Below are 18,149 nucleotides of genomic sequence, written 5' to 3'. Positions count from 1 at the left end.
ATCAAAACAAGAAGGCCCGACAGAGTTAAACTGTCGGGCCTTCTTGTTTGCACTGTGATGTCAGTTTTAAGATGGCACCGGCCACCCGACCCAACATCACAAAAAAATTACAGAAAGCTTCTGATATTCTCGGCGGTTGCCGCCAGTTCCTCTTGACTCGGCTTCATTTTGTTATGAAAATTCATATCGGCCATGGAGTTCATCGGTATCAGATGAACGTGGGCATGGGGCACTTCCAGGCCAACCACCGCGACACCAATGCGCAGGCAAGGCACCGCTTTTTCGATGGCCGGGGCCACTTTTTTAGCGAAAGCCATCAAGCCCAAATAGAGTTCGTCATCCAGATCGAACAGATAGTCTACCTCTTTTTTAGGGATAACGAGCGTATGCCCGGTCGTCGTGGGCATGACGTCCAGGAAAGCCAGATAGTCGTTTGTTTCGGCGATTTTATGGGCTGGAATTTCGCCAGCAACGATTCGGGAGAAGATGGAAGCCATAAATAAAGTGAAGGGTGAAGTGTTTAGCGTGACGAATAGGTTTGCGCAGTTCTTTAGTTTACATTCTTCACGCTAAACTCTTCATTAAAACTACCGGGCAATTTCGATTACTTCAAACTCCAGCACGCCCGCCGGTACTTTAATCTCGGCCGTCTCGCCAACGCGTTTGCCGAGTAGCCCCTTGCCAATGGGCGAACCCACCGAAATACGACCTGCTTTCAGATCGGCCTCTTCTTCCGAAACCAACGTATAGAGCATTTCGGCCCCACTTTTCACGTTCTTGATTTTCACTTTCGACAAGACCGATACCAGCGAGGTATCGATAGTCGATTCATCCAGAACACGGGCGTTCGACAAGACTTCTTCGAGTTTCGATATTTTCAATTCGTGTAAGCCCTGCGCATCTTTTGCCGCATCGTACTCAGCGTTTTCGCTAAGATCCCCCTTGTCACGCGCTTCAGCAATCTGATGGGCAATAGCCGTCCGTCCTTTGGTCTTTAACTCCACTAATTCAGCTTTCAGCCGGTTGAGTCCTTCTTCGGTGTAATATGAAATCTTTGCCATAATATAATAGTACTAACTCGTTATTCTTTTTGGTTCGGTGTGCTCCTTAAAAACAAAAAGAACGGTACGCCGACCGTTCTGCAACCAAATTGGTTTTCTTTGCAGACGCGTCAGAGTCGCCGTCGGGTTTCCGAAGCGCTCGGTTTAGGAACATAATAACTTATTCGTCGCATTGGTTAAGCCATTTATTGGCCGGTCACATTCTTTTACAAGGCGTTCGGAGCAACGCGTCTTGTGATACAAAAGTAAAAATACTTCCCGGCTATATCAACATATAGTCGCGGGCCTACGTAAAAAACGATTTACTGATTCATGCCACAGTCCCTTCGCATTGTATTTATGGGCACGCCCGATTTCGCCGTCGCCAGCCTCCAGCGACTTCTTGGTGCCGGTTGCCAGGTTGTGGCCGTTGTTACGGCACCTGACCGGCCCTCCGGACGCGGGCTTCAGCTTACGCCTTCGCCCGTTAAGAAAGCCGCCGAAGCCGCTAATTTACCGGTCCTGCAACCCGAAAAACTCCGCGATCCGGCGTTTCTGGAACAACTGTCCAGCTATAAACCAGATCTGCAGGTCGTTGTTGCGTTTCGGATGCTTCCCGAAGTGGTCTGGAGCATGCCTACTATAGGAACGTTTAACCTGCATGGATCATTGCTGCCACAGTACCGGGGGGCAGCCCCCATTAACTGGGCCATCATCAATGGGGAAACGGAAACGGGCGTCACCACTTTTTTTATCGAAAAAGAGATCGACACGGGGCAGATGATTTTTCAGGATTACGAACCGATCTATCCCGATGATACGGCCGGAACGGTTCATGATCGGCTGATGGAGCGAGGAGCCAATTTGGTCTTGAAAACCGTTCATGCCCTTGAAGCGGGCGAGTATCCGCGCACACCACAGCCCGAGTCCCACGACCTCAAACCAGCGCCTAAGCTGAGTCGGGAAACCACCGAAATCAACTGGAATCAACCAGCCATCACGATTCGTAATTTTGTGCGGGGCCTGTCCCCTTATCCAACGGCCTGGACAAAAATTAACGGAAAGGTGTTCAAGATTTATGCGGTATCGCTGGCCAACGAGTCCCCATTTGCGGCAGAACCCGCCGAAGCGTATTCGGACAATAAGAAAGTCATTCTGGTTCGGGCGGCCGATGGCTGGCTTCAGATCGACGCCCTGCAAGCCGAAGGTAAACGGCGCATGACGGCTGAAGAGTTTTTGCGGGGGAATCGTTTGAATCAGGATTTATAAGATTAATTGGCTTCCGTAGCCTCAGCCGCATGGACCACGGAGACAATGAGCAAACGAGTGCCAAGCCTGCGCCCTCTTTTGCTCACTCATTCTTTTACTCTTTACCTTATGAAAATTAGTCTCATTGCTGCGGTTGCCCAAAATGGCGTTATTGGTCGCGAAAACGATATGCCCTGGCACTTGCCCGACGACTTCGCTTTTTTTAAGCGCAAAACCAGCCATCACCCCATCATTATGGGCCGAAAATCGCTGGAAGCCCTGGGAAAGCCATTACCCAATCGCACGAATATCGTGATTACCCGCAACCCGGATTTTGCGGCAAACGGTGTAACCGTGGTGCATACGATCAATGATGCCCTTGCGGAAGCGAAAAAAGCAGATAGCGCCACCGACGAGATTTTCGTGATTGGCGGAGCCGAAATTTATACCCTGGCGTTGCCCATAGCGACCACGCTTTACCTGACCGAAATCCAACAGACGTACGAAGGAGATGCCTATTTCCCGGCCTTCGATAAAAGCGAGTGGACCGAAGTAAGCCGACGCCCCCACCCTACCGACGAACGCCACGCTGCGGCCTTCGACTTTGTGGAATACGAGCGAAAAGGATAGTCGTACGCTGCCTTACGCCAGTTCGCCGACCGCTTGTGTTGCCCTGATCGAATAGACGGGTGTTTCTTCATAGCGAGAAGCCACAATCACTTCGGTCGTATCCCGGTGAAGATCAAACAGGGCCTTGGATAACTCCGGGCAGTTATTGTCTTTCGATAAGTGCGACAACAATACATGACTCATGAAAGCAGGCTTGTGGGTTCGGAAAAGATCCAGGGCCTGCTGATTGGACAGGTGTCCTTTGCCCCCTCGGATTCTGTTCTTGAGGAAATACGGGTACCGGCCTCTCTCCAGCATCTCCTCATCGTAGTTCGCTTCCAGAAAGGCGGCATGGCATTGACTGAAATGGTGAATGAGGTGCTCGCAGGGGGCACCAATATCCGTAAAGACGCCTACTTTGGTATGTCGGCCCGCCACCACAAAGCTGTGCGGGTCGGAGGCATCATGGTGCTTCGGAAAAGCCGTAATGCACAACTCCCCAATCCAGACGGGTTCATAGCCGCGCAGCGCTTTCAGCGGAAAACCGGTCTGCGGCAAGCCCGAATTTTGCAGGGTGCCGGGCGTAATGAAAACGGGCAACTGGTATTTTTTGGCCAGTTGAGGAATGCCCCGAATGTGGTCGCCATGTTCGTGCGAAACAAAAATGGCTTTGACCGTCTGGAGTGATAACCCAAGCCGCTCCATCCGCCGTTCGGTTTCGCGGCAGGAGATACCCGCATCGATCAGAACAGCTTCCTGCTCATTTCCAACATAATAGCAATTACCGTTGCTGCCCGAATTCAGCGAGGTGATGAACAATTCCATAAGCGTACAAAGTACGGGTAAAATTCGACACAAAACGCCTTGTATCGTCTGAAGTAGGGATACAATCAGCCATCAGGGTATGTACGTCGATCAGGAGTTTATTCTTACCGTCACGGGGCTCACGAAATCATTTTCGGGGGTAAAGGCGCTGGATAATGTCCAGCTGGCCGTCAGGAAAGGCGAAGTTCACGCACTGATGGGCGAAAACGGGGCGGGAAAATCCACCTTCATGAAGCTGTTAATCGGCCTCTTGACACCCGATTCGGGCGAAATCATTCTGGACGGCGACCCTTTAACGACCAGCAACGTCAACGACATACTGAAAAAAGGGATTTCCATGATTCATCAGGAAATTCTGATGGTTCCTGAACTAACCGTTGCCCAGAACATTTTTCTGGGCCGCGAAACGAACCGTGGCCTGTTTCGCTGGCTGGACGACCGAAAGCTGACCCACCAGGCGGACGAACTGCTGAATCAGCTGGGTGTCACTATACCGCCCACCGCCAAAATGAAACAACTGAGTGTGGCTGAACGGCAAATGGTCGAAATTGCCAAAGCCCTGTCGAACGATGCGAAGGTGATCATCATGGACGAACCGACCTCAGCCCTGGCCGATAGCGAGGTGGCGACCCTCTTCCGGCTTATCCGGGAGTTGACGGCGAAAGGCGTCGCGGTCATTTACATCTCGCACAAGATGGACGAGATTTTCACCATTGCCGATACCATTACGGTGCTGCGCGATGGCAACTATATCGTAACGAAACCCGCTTCGGAGCTGAATCAGCAGGCATTGATCACGCTGATGGTTGGCCGGGAGATCGACACGTTGTTTCCAGCCAACAACATCCCCAAAGGGGACGAGATTCTATCGGTAAAGAACCTCAGCCGACGAGGTAAGTTTTCGGATATCAGCTTCGCCGTTCGTGCTGGCGAAGTTCTGGGCATAGCCGGTCTGATGGGTGCCGGACGAACGGAGATAGCTCGTGCCATTTTTGGGATGGACCCTATTAGCAGCGGGCAAATTTACCTTCATGGAAAGCCTGTAACCATTAAATCTCCGCACGACGCGATCCGGCAAGGCGTCGGTTACGTGAGTGAAGATCGGAAAGCGTTCGGCATTATCCCCCGCTTATCGGTCAGGCACAACATCACCTTATCGAGCCTGTCGACCCATGTAAACGGGGGCTTGATCCATACCCGGCGCGAAGCCGAAACCGCTAATACAATGATAGCTGACTTACGGATAAAAGCGGCCAGCCCTACCCAGCAGGTGACCTACCTGAGCGGAGGAAATCAGCAAAAAGTAATTATCAGCAAAGTGCTGCTTTCTAAACCGGCCCTCATCATCCTGGACGAACCAACCCGAGGCATTGACATTGGCGCTAAAGCAGAAATCTATAAACTGATCCATCAATTGACGGCGGACGGCCTGGCGGTCATTCTTATTTCATCGGAGCTTCCCGAAATTCTGGGCCTGAGCGATCGGATACTGGTCTTGTCGCAGGGAAAGCAAACCGCCATGCTTCCCCGAACGGAGGCTACGCAAGAGACGATTATGCACTATGCCATGCATCCCTAAGCGCCACCTTCTTATTCCCATTCATGAAAAACGACATAAGTACCCTCTTCTCGCAAACCAATAAGTTGCCCACACAGATACCCGGCAGAGGCATTCGGCAATATGGACTTGGGATCGCCTTTGTGGCGGTTTGCCTGATACTCTCGTTCATAACACCCAAATTCCTGACGGTTCAGAACCTGATGATTATTCTGACGCAGGTATCCATCAATGCCTTACTGGCCTTTGGTGTCACATTTGTCATCATTACGGGCGGTATCGACCTGTCTATTGGCTCCATGGTGGCGGTGACGGGCGTGGTGGCAGCCACCTTCGCTCACCCGGATACCTACCCGGTGGCCGTTCCCGTGCTGGCTGGGCTGGGGGCGGGCCTACTCTTCGGTGCCGTCAATGGATTCATCATCACCCGCAGCCACGTGCCGCCCTTTATTGTCACCCTGGGCACCATGACCATTGGCCGGGGGCTCGCCCTTATTCTCAGCAAAGGGCGTCCGATCTCCAACCTGTCCGACTCGTTCAACTTCTTGGGCGGAGGAAAAATCCTGGGCATACCGACGCTCATCATCGTTCTGATTGCACTCTTCATTGCCTGCTCCATCGTGTTGAAACGAACGGTGCTGGGCCGCTACATGTATGCCGTTGGGGGCAATGAGCAGGCGGCCAACGCATCGGGCATCCAGTTGACGAAGGTAAAAATGGTCGTTTACACACTCTGCGGGGGCCTGGCGGCTCTGGCGGGTATTCTGCTGACGTCCCGCATCACAACGGGACAACCCAATGCCGGAACGGGCTTCGAGCTCGATGCCATTGCTGCCGCCATCATTGGCGGCACCAGCACCTCGGGCGGCACCGGCACCATGACGGGCACCCTGATCGGGGCGCTATTGATCGGCGTCATCAGCAACGGCCTTGATCTGCTTAACGTAACGTCTTATTATCAGCAGGTTGTCATGGGGGCCATCATCATCGGGGCCGTGGTGCTCGATAGCATGAATCAATCCAATAATGGGTAACCTGCCCATCCAGAACCATAAACTACAAACCAAATGAACCGTTTTTCCGCACTGGTCGCCACCCTTTCGTTCACGCTCTTACTGGCAGGCTGCAATCAGTCCGCTACAACCGATACCAGCCAGAGCGATGGCAGCAAGAAACTCGTGATGGGCGTGTCCATGCTGAGCATGCAGAACGAGTTTATCGTCAACGTGAATGACGAAATGACAAAAAAGGCACAGGAGGCCGGTGTCGAGCTGATTACCGTTGATGCCGAGCGGTCGGCGCTGAAACAGGTGGAGCAGATTGAGAGCTTTATCGCCCAAAAGGTAGACGCCATCATCATGAATCCGTGCGAAGTGGAAGCCAGTTCGCCAGCCGTCGCCAAGGCGTTGGCCGCTAACATTCCGATCATCAACGTAAACTCAGAAACCAGTGCCAAACCATCGGCCTTTGTCGGTTCCGATGATGTGGAGTCAGCGCGTATCGCCATGAAATTCATTGCCGATAAATTGGGCGGCAAAGGCAATGTGGTGATGATGCACGGCTACATGGGTCAGGCCGCCCAACTGAAACGGGAACAGGGTGCCCGGGAAGTCCTGAAACAGTACCCTAATTTGAAACTCCTTGCCCATCAGACCGGCGAATGGGACCGGGCCAAGGCGATGGCCTTGATGGAAAACTGGATTCAGTCCTTTGGCCCACAAATCAACGCCGTTTTTGCCCAAAACGATGAAATGGGCCTGGGTGCCGTTAAAGCCCTGACCGATGCGGGCTTGAAAGACAAAGTCGTTGTTGTGAGCATCGATGCCATTCCCGACGCCCTGCAGGCCGTAAAGAAGGGAACGCTGGACGCCACTGTTTTCCAGAACGCCGAGCAGCAGGGGGCTAAAGCCATCGACACCGCGATCAAAGCAGCAAAAAAGCAACCCTATGATAAGCAGACGCTTATCCCCTTTCAGCTGGTTACGAAGGCCAATTTGAGTACGTTTTTAAAGTGAGTATATTCGTATCGCTTATGTGATTTCGGGACAGGGTAATCGGAGCAGATTTCGGACAATAAGTCGCCAGCCATGCAAATAACCACAAGCTCGATCAGAGCGCTTTATCGCGGTATCCGGCTCGTGACAGCCGTCGGTGGTCTCGGCATCGTCCTGGGTTTACAAAGCTGTGGGGTCGATAAACCCGCGGAGATTGTTGAGGTGGCCACGACGCTCCCCGAAACGATTGACTATAATCTGCATGTGAAGCCCATTCTCTCCGATAAGTGTTTCTTCTGCCACGGGCCGGACAAGAATAGCCAGAAAGCGGGCCTGGAACTGGCCACGCGCGAAGGAGCGATGGCGGCTCTGAAAAAGGCCAGGAGCAAACACGCCATCGTACCCGGCGACCTCAGCAACAGTGAGGTATATCATCGAATTATCAGCAAGGACGACCACGACATGATGCCGCCCAGGGCGTCGAATCGGGTGCTGAGCGTTTATGAGAAAGCCGTACTCATCAAGTGGATTGAGCAGGGCGCTGACTACAAACCGCACTGGGCACTGATCAAACCCCAAAAAGCAGACTTACCTACCGTAAAGAACAGCCAGTGGCCAGCGAATCCGATCGATTATTTTACCCTGCAAAAAATGGAGGAGAAGGGGCTTACGCCCGCGCCCGAGGCTGACAAAGAAACCTTGCTGCGCCGGGTATCCCTTGACCTCACGGGGCTGCCCCCTACGCTCGATGAAACAGCCGCTTTTCTGGCCGACAGAAGCCCTGATGCTTATGAGCGAGTCGTCAATCGGCTGATTCAATCGCCCCATTACGGCGAGAAAATGGCCGTCGACTGGCTGGACTTATCCCGCTATGCCGATACGCACGGCTATACCGTTGACCGCTACCGGGCCATGTGGCCCTGGCGGGATTGGGTTATCCAGTCGTTCAACCGGAATCGTCCTTTCAGCCAATTCATTACCTGGCAGCTGGCGGGCGATCTGTTGCCCGCTCCCACCCCTGAACAACGGCTGGCGACAGGCTTCAACCGAAACCATTCCCAGAATATGGAAGGGGGCATTATCAACGAAGAATTCCGGGTCGAATATGTGGCTGATCGAACCAACACGCTGGGCACGGCGATGCTGGGGCTGACAGTAGAGTGCGCCCGCTGCCACGATCATAAGTTCGACCCCATTTCCCAAAAGGATTATTACAGCCTGTTTGCCTTTTTCAACAACGTGGACGAAGCCGGACAGATCTCCTGGGATGATGCGATGCCGGTGCCAACCATGCTGCTGACTCAGCCCAAACAGGACAGCCTGCTGGCGTTTATCGACACAAAAATTCAGGCCGCCGAAAGTGCCCTGAAGCAAACGGTTCAGGCCGAGCGAAAAACGTTCGACCAATGGCAAAGCCAGACAAATACCGTATCGTTTGATCCTCGTAAAGGCTTACAGGCCCACTTCACCTTCGACCGACTGGTTAGCGGGCGATTCGTCAACGAGCTGAGTGCCAAAGACAGCGGGAAGGTGCTCGACCCGGTGTTGGTACCGGGCAGGCGGGGCAACGCTTTTCAATCCAACGGCGACGATATTCTGACGCTGGGGCAGGCTGGTGTGTTTAATCGGTCGCAACCGTTTTCCATTGGCGTGTGGGTCAACATACCGAAAGCCGTTTCCAAAGCAGCGCTCGTTCACAAAGGCAACGGCGATATTCTGTACAACTTCCGGGGATATTTTCTCAATCTCCGCGACGATAAGGCAGAGTTATTAATGGCCCACACCTGGCCCTACAACAGTCTTGTCCGGGTTAGTCAACAGGCATTGCACAAAGAGAAATGGATTCACCTGACCATGACCTACGATGGGTCCAGCAAGGCCAGTGGGCTCCGTTTATATGTGAATGGGCAGGAAGCCGCTTTGCTGACCGAAAAAGACAATCTCTACAAAGACATTCTGTTTTCGGGAAAACAGACCGGCCTGATGGTGGGCGCCGACATGCGGGGACCCGGTTTCAAGAAGGGGCTGGTCGATGAGCTGGTCGTTTATAACCGAACCCTAACATCGCCAGAAGTACAGGCCCTGGCTCAATCGGTACGAGCCGTGAGCCCCCCGAAAGGCGACCCGATGAAGGAGTACTTTTTCAGCCATCGGTCAACGGTCTATCCGCAACAGCAGGCTAAATTGCAGGCATTGCGGGCCGAACGCAATCGACTGGTGGAAGGCATACCGGAAATCATGGTGATGGAGGAAATGAAAACGCCCCGGCCAACCTACCTGCTTAAACGGGGGGTCTACGACGCCCACGGTGCCCAGGTCCGCCCCGATGTACCCGCCAGCGTCTTGCCCTTCTCGCCCGAATTTCCCCGCAACCGGCTGGGACTGGCGAAATGGCTGCTGCATCCCGATAATCCCCTGACGGCCCGCGTGGTCGTTAACCGCTACTGGCAAACCTACTTTGGAACGGCGATTCAAAAATCGGCCAATAACTTTGGTAATCAGGGCGGCTTGCCCACCCACCCCGAACTCCTCGACTGGCTGGCCGTAACCTTCAGGGAGAGTGGCTGGAACATGAAAGCCATGCAGAAGCTCATTGTCATGTCGGCTACCTACCGCCAGTCGTCCCGTGCCACACCAAAAAGCCTACAGCAGGACCCGGAAAACGTCTGGCTGGCCCGTGGGCCAATTGCCCGGCTGACCGCCGAAATGATTCGGGACAATGCGCTGGCTGCCAGCGGGCTACTGTCTGTAAAAATGGGTGGACCGAGCGTAAAGCCCTACCAGCCGGAGGGTCTTTGGGCTGTCAATAACACGACGTATGAACCGGATAAAGGCGAAAATCTGTACCGCCGGAGCTTGTACACCTTCTGGCGCCGGACAAATCCGCCCCCATCGATGAACACCTTCGATGCGCCGTCACGGAGTTACTGCGTTGTTCAGCGGCAAAAAACCAGTACACCCCTGCAAGCTCTGATCCTGCTCAATGACCCGCAGTTTGTCGAAGCGGCCGAAGTGGTCGCCGAACGCGCGTTTGAAGCCTGTAAAACGCTTCCGGATCAGCTTACACACCTGTTTCGGTTGCTGGCCAGCCGAAAGCCCACAGATAAGGAGCTAACGATTCTGACTCGATTGTATGGGCAGGAATACCAGAATTTCAAACAGAGTCCGACCAAAATGCAGGGCTGGCTTCAGGCGGGCGCGCACAAGCCAATCGGCACAGTCGACAAACCTGCCCTGGCGGCCGGGGCCGTTGTGGCGAGTACGGTCATGAACTCGGAAGCCTTCGTCACCAAACATTAACCAGCAATGCAATGAGCAGAAAAGCAACTCAACAACTGGCCGACACCTTCAACCGGCGGTCATTTCTAGCCAGGGCATCGCTGGGTTTAGGGTCGGTGGCGTTGGGGACTTTACTTCCCCGGAATCTATTTTCCAGGCCAACGGCTCAACAGGCGTTGACCGCACCGAACCGCCCGCCCAAAGCTAAACGGGTGGTGTATATGTGCCAGAGTGGCGGTCCTTCTCAACTTGAACTGTTCGACTATAAGCCGTATCTGGAAAAAATGCATGGCAAAGATCTGCCCGAATCGGTGCGAAAAGGCCAGCGATTGACCAGCATGAGTGCCCAGCAATCGGCGCTGCCGCTGGTGAGTTCGCCTTTTCGATTCGCCCAGCATGGAACGAGTGGTGCCTGGGTAAGCGAGCTGATGCCGTACACGGGCAATGTGGCCGATGAGCTTTGCTTTATCAAGTCGATGTACACCGAGCAGATCAACCATGACCCCGCGTTGACGTTTTTCCAGACAGGAAACCAGCTCGCCGGACGTCCCAGCATAGGTGCCTGGGTGAGTTATGGTCTGGGAAGTGCCAATGAAAACCTGCCCGCGTTCATCGTGCTGGTGTCGAAAGACGCCCCAAAGGACCAGCCTTTATACGCCCGGCTTTGGGGGAATGGGTTTCTGCCGTCCCGGCATCAGGGCGTGCAGTTTCGGTCGGGTACCGATCCGGTGCTGTACCTCAACAACCCGAATGGCTACACCACCGCCGATCGTCGCTACATGCTCGATGCCCTAAAAGAGCTCAATCAGGTTCAGGAGGAACTGTATGGCGACCCGGAAGTGGCGAATCACATTGCACAGTACGAGATGGCCTTCCGCATGCAGACGTCGGTTCCCGACGTGAATGATCTCTCGAACGAACCTGATTGGGTGTTCGACCTCTACGGCCCCGAGTCCCGCAATCCGGGTACGTTTGCAGCCAACTGCCTGATGGCCCGACGGCTGCTGGAACGCGATGTGAAGTTCGTTCAGCTATACCACCAGGGCTGGGACCAGCACGGGAATCTACCCAGCGGCCTCACCAAGCAGTGTAAAGCAACCGATCAGGCATCGGCGGCTCTGGTGCTCGATCTTAAACAGCGTGGCCTGCTGGACGATACCGTTGTGATTTGGGGCGGTGAATTTGGCCGGACAAATTACTCACAGGGCAAATTAACGAAAGACAATTACGGGCGCGATCACCACCCGCGCTGCTTCACCATGTGGATGGCGGGTGGCGGTATAAAACCCGGTATTACCTACGGTGAAACCGATGAGTTCGGCTACAACATTGTCCATAACCCGGTGCATGTGCACGATTTCCAGGCGACTCTGCTTCATCTGCTGGGCGTTGATCACGAAAAACTGATCTACGAATTTCAGGGACGACGCTTCCGGCTGACGGATGTAGAAGGGAAACTGGTGAACGGTATTCTGGCTTAAGAAAGGATTTCCTGTTCCGGCCTTTAGCAACACCGGGTTAGTCGATTCGCCGGATCCGGGGCTAGCTCATTTACTTTGGTGGGCTCCCTCCGTTCGGCACATTAGTCCGGATGCGAATCGTGTTGGCTGTCGCCCGCGGATCTTTATAGGTAACAGGTAGCGGACCATACTCTTTCAGCAGTTGGTCCATGAGCTGGGTAACACTACTATAAATCAGGCTTTCATCGACCAGGCCGGGCTCCAGGCTATAGATATTCAGGAACGTCTCCGACTTGGCTTCCGGTTGATATGTCTGGCTATAATAGCTCATATCGACGGATACGAGACTTTTGTAGGTCAATTGAAAGGAGACGCTGGCGATTGGCTGACCCTGTTCATCATTGAGCACCAGCCGAACCAGCTCAGGTGACAGCTCTTGAAACGTCCAGTTCAGGTCGGTAGCGTCCTGGATTTGCGTCAACGTTTTGTCCAGCAAAGGTTTGGTCTTTTTTTGCCAGTAAAAGTGATTACTCTGCACTTTTTCGAAGGCATCCTTCAGGCTTTGTGCTTTTCGCTGTACGTGCTCAAGAGTTGTCATTGGTCCGAGTTTATACGTTGATTATCCAGTAGTCAGTAAGCCGCTTTTGCATCCATTTTACTCATCAATGGCCATCTGGCTCGTTCAGCGCTAGTCATCTTATTTCCCTTTCCCGCAAATTCATCACTCGGTTTACCGGGTCTGTCAACGCTTTTTCCGCGTTGGCTCCCGTTTTCCGGCATCCTCAAACGCTGCTGGCTAGGTTTGCTGCCTAAACACACTATGACCGTTTACTAACCAGCCTAATGAGTCCTGTATCAGCCTTTCTGTTAGCGTTATTCATCCTGAACCTGGGCACTGCCTTCGGGGCAGGCTTGTATGAAACCCGGATTGTTCTTCCGATCTGGTTTCCCAAATCAGCGGAGTCTGGCTATCGTGTCAATACGGAGGCTATGCATGAACTAGACGCGGGCAGAAGTTTCTGGGCTTTTATCACAACGGGGCCGCTTACGCTCCTCACATTGGCTAATCTCGTGCTGGCCTGGCAATCACAGGCAACGGGGCACGGCTGGTGGCTGGCCGCAGCGTTGATTACCCTCATCGAACGCATCGGAACGTTTACTTTTTTCATCCCAACAATCATTAAACTTCAGAAAGCCGATCAGCTACCTGCAGCCTCCGTCGGCCGTTTAGTAACCTCCTGGATCAGACTAAATTATATCCGTAACGGACTCACGTTACTCGCCTGCCTGGCGGCACTGCGCGCGCTTTCCTTTTAGGCATAAGGGCCTCATGGCAACACGCCGAACAGCTGACTTTGCAGATGCAAAACCAGTAGATCGAACACACTCCTTTATCGGCCTAAATGACGCTCGTTTGTGAGGACCTGCCCAGATTTCCGGGCGGGTCCTCACTGTTTTTACGGGTTTAAAACAATGGTGTAAGGCATGGGTTAAGGCTGAAAAATGTGCAACAAAACTTAACGAACTCAACGTCATGTCAACTCAAAATCACGCAACGCCCTGGGGCTTTTTGCTGACCAAAGGGCTTATTTATGTACTGATAGGTGTTTATATTCTTGCGTTTGCTCAGTCATTTACACCGCTGTCAGGCCAGATCCTTGGTGGCTTGTTTATACTGGCCGGTGTTGTCCAGTTTCTGTTTTCGGGCAGAAACCATAGTACCGACAACAGCAATATTTGGGGGTATGCCTATGGCCTTAATGACATAGGTTTTGGAATAGCCATTGTGGTTGATGCAATGGGTGATACGACGACAATTATGGAAACGATGGCTTTCTGGGCTATGGTGTACGCCGTTTTACAGTCGGTGCAGGCGATGTATTCATTTATTGCGGCACGTGGCGGTAAAAGTATACCCATCACTAACAAGCTGATCCACGCAGCCGATGTGCTGGTAGCCGGTGGGATGTCGTACGTGCTTCTGTCGTTTACAATTGGTTTCGATGAATCCATGCGTTTATCGGGCGTCTTCCCGATTGCGCTTGGTATTTCAATTTTCGTTCTAACCCAGCAAATGCGGGCGCAGGCGGCCCAGCAGGAACGGCGGGTTAGCTAAAATAGCTTGCGGTGATTCCACCGATGCGGTTGACGGTCAATTGCATCGGTGGAATCACCCGGCAAACGCCTATTTACACGATTACGTCGCTACTTTCGGACGAGTTCTGGTCGGGCATCGGCACCATCCTGCCGGGCACGCTTGATTACCTCCTGCCCTACTTTCTGGCCTATATCCAGCCCCACGACATTGTCGATCCGAAAATGAACGCCCCCTTCGAAACGGGACTCGGCTGCTTCTCTGGCCTTGTTCAAAAAATAGGCCGCATCTTCCGGAAATAGATACGCGAGTGTGTTGGCCCGGGCATTGGATAAGGTTGCGTGCCCAGACGGATAACTGGGATGCGGAGGAGTAAACATCAGTATGGGCGAATAGGTGGTGTCATACTGATTGGGGCGGATTGACCAATACGTATATTTAGCATCCCAACAGGCAATGTAAGCATCATTGGCGGCCACACTAACCAGCGCATAAGCGCGGGCTGCCCTGGGCGCATCGAGGTGCAGGTTATGCTCAAATAACTTTCTATCGATCTCACTACCCCAGAAATCGTTGCTTGCCCAATAAAACGCCCGCGATACGGCCTGTGGTGATTTCTTGAACTGTTTTAGCTCCTGCATATCGTCGGCAGGTTCAGGCGGTGGGCCTGGCCGAAATTGATTACCGGCCGCCAGCACCCAGGGTTTACAACTCCCCATCATAGGTTGTATCGGTGGGCGTTTATCGTTCCACAAACCCGTATCCGTGGGGCGTTTGCCGTCCCATACAGCATCCGAGCCATCCATTTTAGCCCGTTCGATCACGGCTTGCGCTACCCGTTGTCCTAACTCAAATCCGGCCTTACTATCACTGGGGTACACCACGCCCGCCAGCACTCGCGACTGGCACGCCCGCTCGGCCACCAGCCGAATTGAATCTGCTTTGTTGGGAAATAGATACCCCAGAATAGCAGCCGCTGCGCCAGCCGCTACTGAATGTTCGCAGGGATATGAGGGACTATCGGGGTTAGGTAGATAAGGGGATATGGCTTTGTTGTGCGTCGATGGCCGGGGACGCCGGTACGCGTATTTCGTTTGCCAGGCGGCCACAGTTGCGTCGTAAATGGCAATGTTCATCAGTGCCTTGCCCCGCACCCAGGCAGGCGGAAACCCATTATTCAATTTCTCAATAGCCGTTTGCCAGCGATAGCCCGGCGCTCCGGCATTCCAGTAGTCGATGAGCCGAGTAGCCGACGAATCGCGCTGACGCTGCGCACTCAGCAGGGCTTTCTCTTCGGCCTGGGTCGCGTTGGCATCGGGCGGGGCCGGGAGTTTGTAGGCATCGCCTGATGGAATAACCCAGGTCTTCCAGGAGCCCGCCCGTTGGTCAATCTGAGCAGGGCTCTGCGTCGTAGTTGCAAGGCCGATTAGAAGAAAAAACAGACTAGTTTTCATCAGAAGCAGTAGTTGGCGTAAAGTCAAAATTACGAACGCCAACCTACAGCTACTAGGGCACAAATACGCTCATAAACAGGTATTTATACGTGTTTTATTACCTGGCATCATGGTCTGCTCTTAGTGATGTTTATAGCCTCTCTACGACGAACCCGGCGCGGCAACCAAAACGATGCTTCCCGTAGCGGTTAGTGACACGGTAAGCGACTAAATTAAAACATACGTTTATTCTTTCGCGTTAAATTGAAATATTCTGTAGTTGATTTTAGGCTATAGGGCGACATATCATTCCTGTACACCCCCGAATGAATGGCTGCACTACACAACGAACGACCAGATGGACATAGAAAAAATAGCCAATTTCGTAACGCCCTTCAGGCTTGTATCGCTAATGGGCATCGTCATGATAGGCATAGGATTTCTCCATATGGATCAGCGGGATAACGTTCTGCAATTCATCTTCGGGATTCCGCTTGCGGCCGGTATGCTTGGGTTTGATTATCTGATGCGCCGGGCTACCCGTGACAATACACTGTATTTATGGATCGTGGAAGCCGTTATCGTTGCCTTCATGTGGTACGGGTTCAACCACTCGTAAGTCAAGAATTTACTATCGTTTCTTGCTGCCTTTCACCGGCTTTGCCAATAAATTAGCCGTGAAAAAAGGCAGCATTTTCTGCTCGATGCGCTCCGCAATCCGGTTGATGTGATCACCGTCGTACTCTTCATACGTGTGCGGAATCTGGTAGTTGGTGAGCATACTGTCCAGTATCTTGTTGTTGGCCGCGATACTTTCGTCTTTCGAACCGGCATCGAACGCCAGCGCGTGGAGTTGCTTTATGTTTGACACATACTGATCGAGGGTGGCCAGGGGTGCGTTGGCTGCCCATTTGGCCGTAACCATGGCCTGGGGTTCGCCATCCTTCACCGGCAAATCCAGAAAGAACGGTGCCTTGGTGGGGTTGGGCGACCAGGAAGCTGCGGAAGCAAACATGGCTTTTGTCAGGAAATCAGCCTTATCCAGATCAGCAACTGACTTAACCGCTTCCATGCGGGTAGCCATTTTTGCATCGCCCGGGCCACTCATGTTGGGAACCATGCAACAGGGGCTGAGAAGGTATAGGCTGGAGAAGATTTCGGGGTGCTTCTGGCCAATGCGAATCGTGCCGTATCCACCCATCGAATGGCCTGCCAGTCCACGGCTGGATGCCTCCGGAATCGTGCGGTACTGCTTGTCGATGTACGAAACCAATTCATCCGCAACGAAATCTTCCCAGTTGCCAATGGTCACTGAATTGGAATACATGCTGCCGAAATAGCGATTGTAAGCATTGGGCGTCACAACGATAAATTCACCCGTTTTACCCTCGGCCAGCGCTTTATCGACAACGGCCGGCAGATTGATCCAATGCTTGGTCAGGCCGTACCATTTGTCGTCGCTGTCCGTAAACCCATGCAGAAAATAAATAACGGGGTAATGCCGCTTTTTATCCGTCTGATAACTGGGCGGCAGATAAATCGACACATCCCGATCCGGCGAGTCACCGGCCAGATTGCCTTCCAGCCCTTTGCCGTGCACTTTTATGCGTTCAACCCGGCCGGTTCCCGAGGGACCATTCTGGCTGTAGGCCTGCGGAGCAACGACGAACCCAAGGATAGTCAGAACCAAAATCGAAGAGAAAAGACGACGAAACGTCAGGTATTGACGGTGCATAATAACGGCTGGTAGAAATTGGATGTTATAATTGGTTGGCGGTTTGGGCAACGTTAAAAATCGGTGTTTGCCTGTTTCAGCTCCAACGGCTTGATCCAGATATTCCGGAACAGCACATCGTGGCCTTCGGCCTGTAATTTAATACCACCGGGCGTATCGGTAATGCCTTTTCCGCCGTCGTTGCCCCCATCGATACCGGAGTTAGGGCCACCCCACACCTGGCTTATTTTCTGATTGGTATGAGCTTTTTTTCCGTTCAGGTACATCGTTACCATAGCGGGTTCAGTCCGTTTGCCATCAGTAAACCGGGCCGCCCGAAACTCAATATCGTAGGCGTTCCATTTTCCGATGCCGTTGTATAGCTTGTAAGGCGATGGCGATTCGTTGATAACGGCTCCTAAACCATGGCTGGTCGTGTCTCCATCGAACACCTGAATTTCGTAGCGATTTTGCAGATACACGCCACTGTTGCCCCCCGGCTTGCTGACATAGAATTCGACATGCAGCCGGAAGTCGCGGAACGTTTCTTTGGTCACAATATCAGCGGCCCCGTATTTACCTCCGGCAGCCGCCGGATCATTGGTGTTCATCACCGTACCGGCGCCAGCGGGATCTTTTTCAATCATCCATTTAATGGGCAGGCTGGCTGCTAAACGAGGGCCTTCCCAATAGGTCCACTTTTCATCCAGCATCTTGCGCGACCCATCGAAAAGAACCTCCGCTCCTTTGGGCGCTTTCACCCCAACACCAACTGGTTCTTTGGCATTGGGAGTCATAGCCACGCTACAGGCAAGAACTAAAAAAGCGGGCAAAACGGCACGTTGGGCAGTCGCAAAGGGCGTCATCAGATCGGGATTCGTTTGGTGATAAAAC

The 18,149-nt window shown here is 53.0% G+C and carries 17 protein-coding genes; 10 read left to right on the top strand and 7 right to left on the bottom strand.

Annotated elements, in window-relative coordinates; genetic code table 11:
- Positions 1-107 precede the first annotated feature (107 nt).
- Together ACYVAM_RS17535 and greA are read right to left on the bottom strand one after the other, a co-directional pair.
- A complete protein-coding gene (locus ACYVAM_RS17535; RefSeq protein WP_461069273.1) occupies positions 108-497 on the bottom strand; it encodes an HIT family protein in 390 nt (129 codons plus the stop codon).
- 90 nt (positions 498-587) lie between these two features.
- A complete protein-coding gene (greA, locus tag ACYVAM_RS17530; RefSeq protein WP_461069271.1) occupies positions 588-1,061 on the bottom strand; it encodes a transcription elongation factor GreA in 474 nt (157 codons plus the stop codon).
- 312 nt (positions 1,062-1,373) lie between these two features.
- On the opposite strand from greA, the gene fmt reads away from it, so the two are divergent.
- Both fmt and ACYVAM_RS17520 read left to right on the top strand, forming a co-directional pair.
- On the top strand, positions 1,374-2,309 hold the full coding sequence (fmt, locus tag ACYVAM_RS17525) for a methionyl-tRNA formyltransferase (protein ID WP_461069269.1): 936 nt from the start codon (positions 1,374-1,376) through the stop codon (positions 2,307-2,309).
- 108 nt (positions 2,310-2,417) lie between these two features.
- Positions 2,418-2,918, top strand: a complete 501-nt coding sequence (locus ACYVAM_RS17520) for a dihydrofolate reductase (RefSeq protein ID WP_461069267.1) — start codon at positions 2,418-2,420, stop codon at positions 2,916-2,918.
- 12 nt (positions 2,919-2,930) lie between these two features.
- Here ACYVAM_RS17520 and ACYVAM_RS17515 read toward each other — a convergent pair whose 3' ends face one another.
- On the bottom strand, positions 2,931-3,722 hold the full coding sequence (locus tag ACYVAM_RS17515) for an MBL fold metallo-hydrolase (RefSeq protein ID WP_461069265.1): 792 nt from the start codon (positions 3,720-3,722) through the stop codon (positions 2,931-2,933).
- Positions 3,723-3,801: 79 nt separating this feature from the next.
- Here ACYVAM_RS17515 and ACYVAM_RS17510 point away from each other — a divergent pair, with 79 nt between their 5' ends.
- The 5 genes from ACYVAM_RS17510 (at position 3,802) to ACYVAM_RS17490 (ending at position 12,034) form a co-directional block, all read left to right on the top strand.
- Positions 3,802-5,301 carry a sugar ABC transporter ATP-binding protein gene (locus ACYVAM_RS17510; RefSeq protein ID WP_461069263.1) on the top strand — a complete coding sequence of 500 codons (1,500 nt, stop codon included), beginning with the start codon at positions 3,802-3,804 and terminating at the stop codon, positions 5,299-5,301.
- A gap of 23 nt (positions 5,302-5,324) precedes the next feature.
- Positions 5,325-6,314, top strand: a complete 990-nt coding sequence (locus ACYVAM_RS17505; protein ID WP_461069261.1) for an ABC transporter permease — start codon at positions 5,325-5,327, stop codon at positions 6,312-6,314.
- A 33-nt stretch (positions 6,315-6,347) separates the two neighbouring features.
- The gene (locus tag ACYVAM_RS17500) at positions 6,348-7,295 is read left to right on the top strand and encodes a sugar ABC transporter substrate-binding protein (protein WP_461069259.1); all 948 of its coding nucleotides are present in this window, start codon (positions 6,348-6,350) and stop codon (positions 7,293-7,295) included.
- 72 nt (positions 7,296-7,367) lie between these two features.
- Positions 7,368-10,574, top strand: a complete 3,207-nt coding sequence (locus ACYVAM_RS17495) for a DUF1553 domain-containing protein (RefSeq protein ID WP_461069258.1) — start codon at positions 7,368-7,370, stop codon at positions 10,572-10,574.
- Between the two features lie 11 nt (positions 10,575-10,585).
- Positions 10,586-12,034, top strand: a complete 1,449-nt coding sequence (locus tag ACYVAM_RS17490; protein ID WP_461069256.1) for a DUF1501 domain-containing protein — start codon at positions 10,586-10,588, stop codon at positions 12,032-12,034.
- A gap of 70 nt (positions 12,035-12,104) precedes the next feature.
- Here ACYVAM_RS17490 and ACYVAM_RS17485 read toward each other — a convergent pair whose 3' ends face one another.
- Positions 12,105-12,611 carry a hypothetical protein gene (locus tag ACYVAM_RS17485; protein ID WP_461069254.1) on the bottom strand — a complete coding sequence of 169 codons (507 nt, stop codon included), beginning with the start codon at positions 12,609-12,611 and terminating at the stop codon, positions 12,105-12,107.
- Between the two features lie 245 nt (positions 12,612-12,856).
- On the opposite strand from ACYVAM_RS17485, the gene ACYVAM_RS17480 reads away from it, so the two are divergent.
- Together ACYVAM_RS17480 and ACYVAM_RS17475 are read left to right on the top strand one after the other, a co-directional pair.
- Positions 12,857-13,330, top strand: coding sequence for an anthrone oxygenase family protein (locus ACYVAM_RS17480; protein WP_461069252.1), 474 nt, complete (start codon positions 12,857-12,859; stop codon positions 13,328-13,330).
- A 217-nt stretch (positions 13,331-13,547) separates the two neighbouring features.
- On the top strand, positions 13,548-14,129 hold the full coding sequence (locus tag ACYVAM_RS17475; protein WP_461069250.1) for a DUF308 domain-containing protein: 582 nt from the start codon (positions 13,548-13,550) through the stop codon (positions 14,127-14,129).
- Between the two features lie 89 nt (positions 14,130-14,218).
- Here ACYVAM_RS17475 and ACYVAM_RS17470 read toward each other — a convergent pair whose 3' ends face one another.
- Positions 14,219-15,562, bottom strand: coding sequence for a vanadium-dependent haloperoxidase (locus ACYVAM_RS17470; RefSeq protein WP_461069248.1), 1,344 nt, complete (start codon positions 15,560-15,562; stop codon positions 14,219-14,221).
- Positions 15,563-15,899: 337 nt separating this feature from the next.
- Between ACYVAM_RS17470 and ACYVAM_RS17465 the strand changes: the two genes are divergently transcribed.
- The gene (locus tag ACYVAM_RS17465) at positions 15,900-16,160 is read left to right on the top strand and encodes a hypothetical protein (protein WP_461069246.1); all 261 of its coding nucleotides are present in this window, start codon (positions 15,900-15,902) and stop codon (positions 16,158-16,160) included.
- A 12-nt stretch (positions 16,161-16,172) separates the two neighbouring features.
- Here ACYVAM_RS17465 and ACYVAM_RS17460 read toward each other — a convergent pair whose 3' ends face one another.
- Both ACYVAM_RS17460 and ACYVAM_RS17455 read right to left on the bottom strand, forming a co-directional pair.
- Positions 16,173-17,276, bottom strand: coding sequence for an alpha/beta hydrolase (locus ACYVAM_RS17460; protein ID WP_461069244.1), 1,104 nt, complete (start codon positions 17,274-17,276; stop codon positions 16,173-16,175).
- Between the two features lie 53 nt (positions 17,277-17,329).
- The gene (locus ACYVAM_RS17455; RefSeq protein WP_461069637.1) at positions 17,330-18,052 is read right to left on the bottom strand and encodes a 3-keto-disaccharide hydrolase; all 723 of its coding nucleotides are present in this window, start codon (positions 18,050-18,052) and stop codon (positions 17,330-17,332) included.
- Positions 18,053-18,149: the final 97 nt, after the last annotated feature.

Source organism: Spirosoma horti (assembly GCF_054776595.1).
Note: the sequence above shows the minus strand (reverse complement) of the source record. Positions and strands in the feature narration are given on the sequence as shown.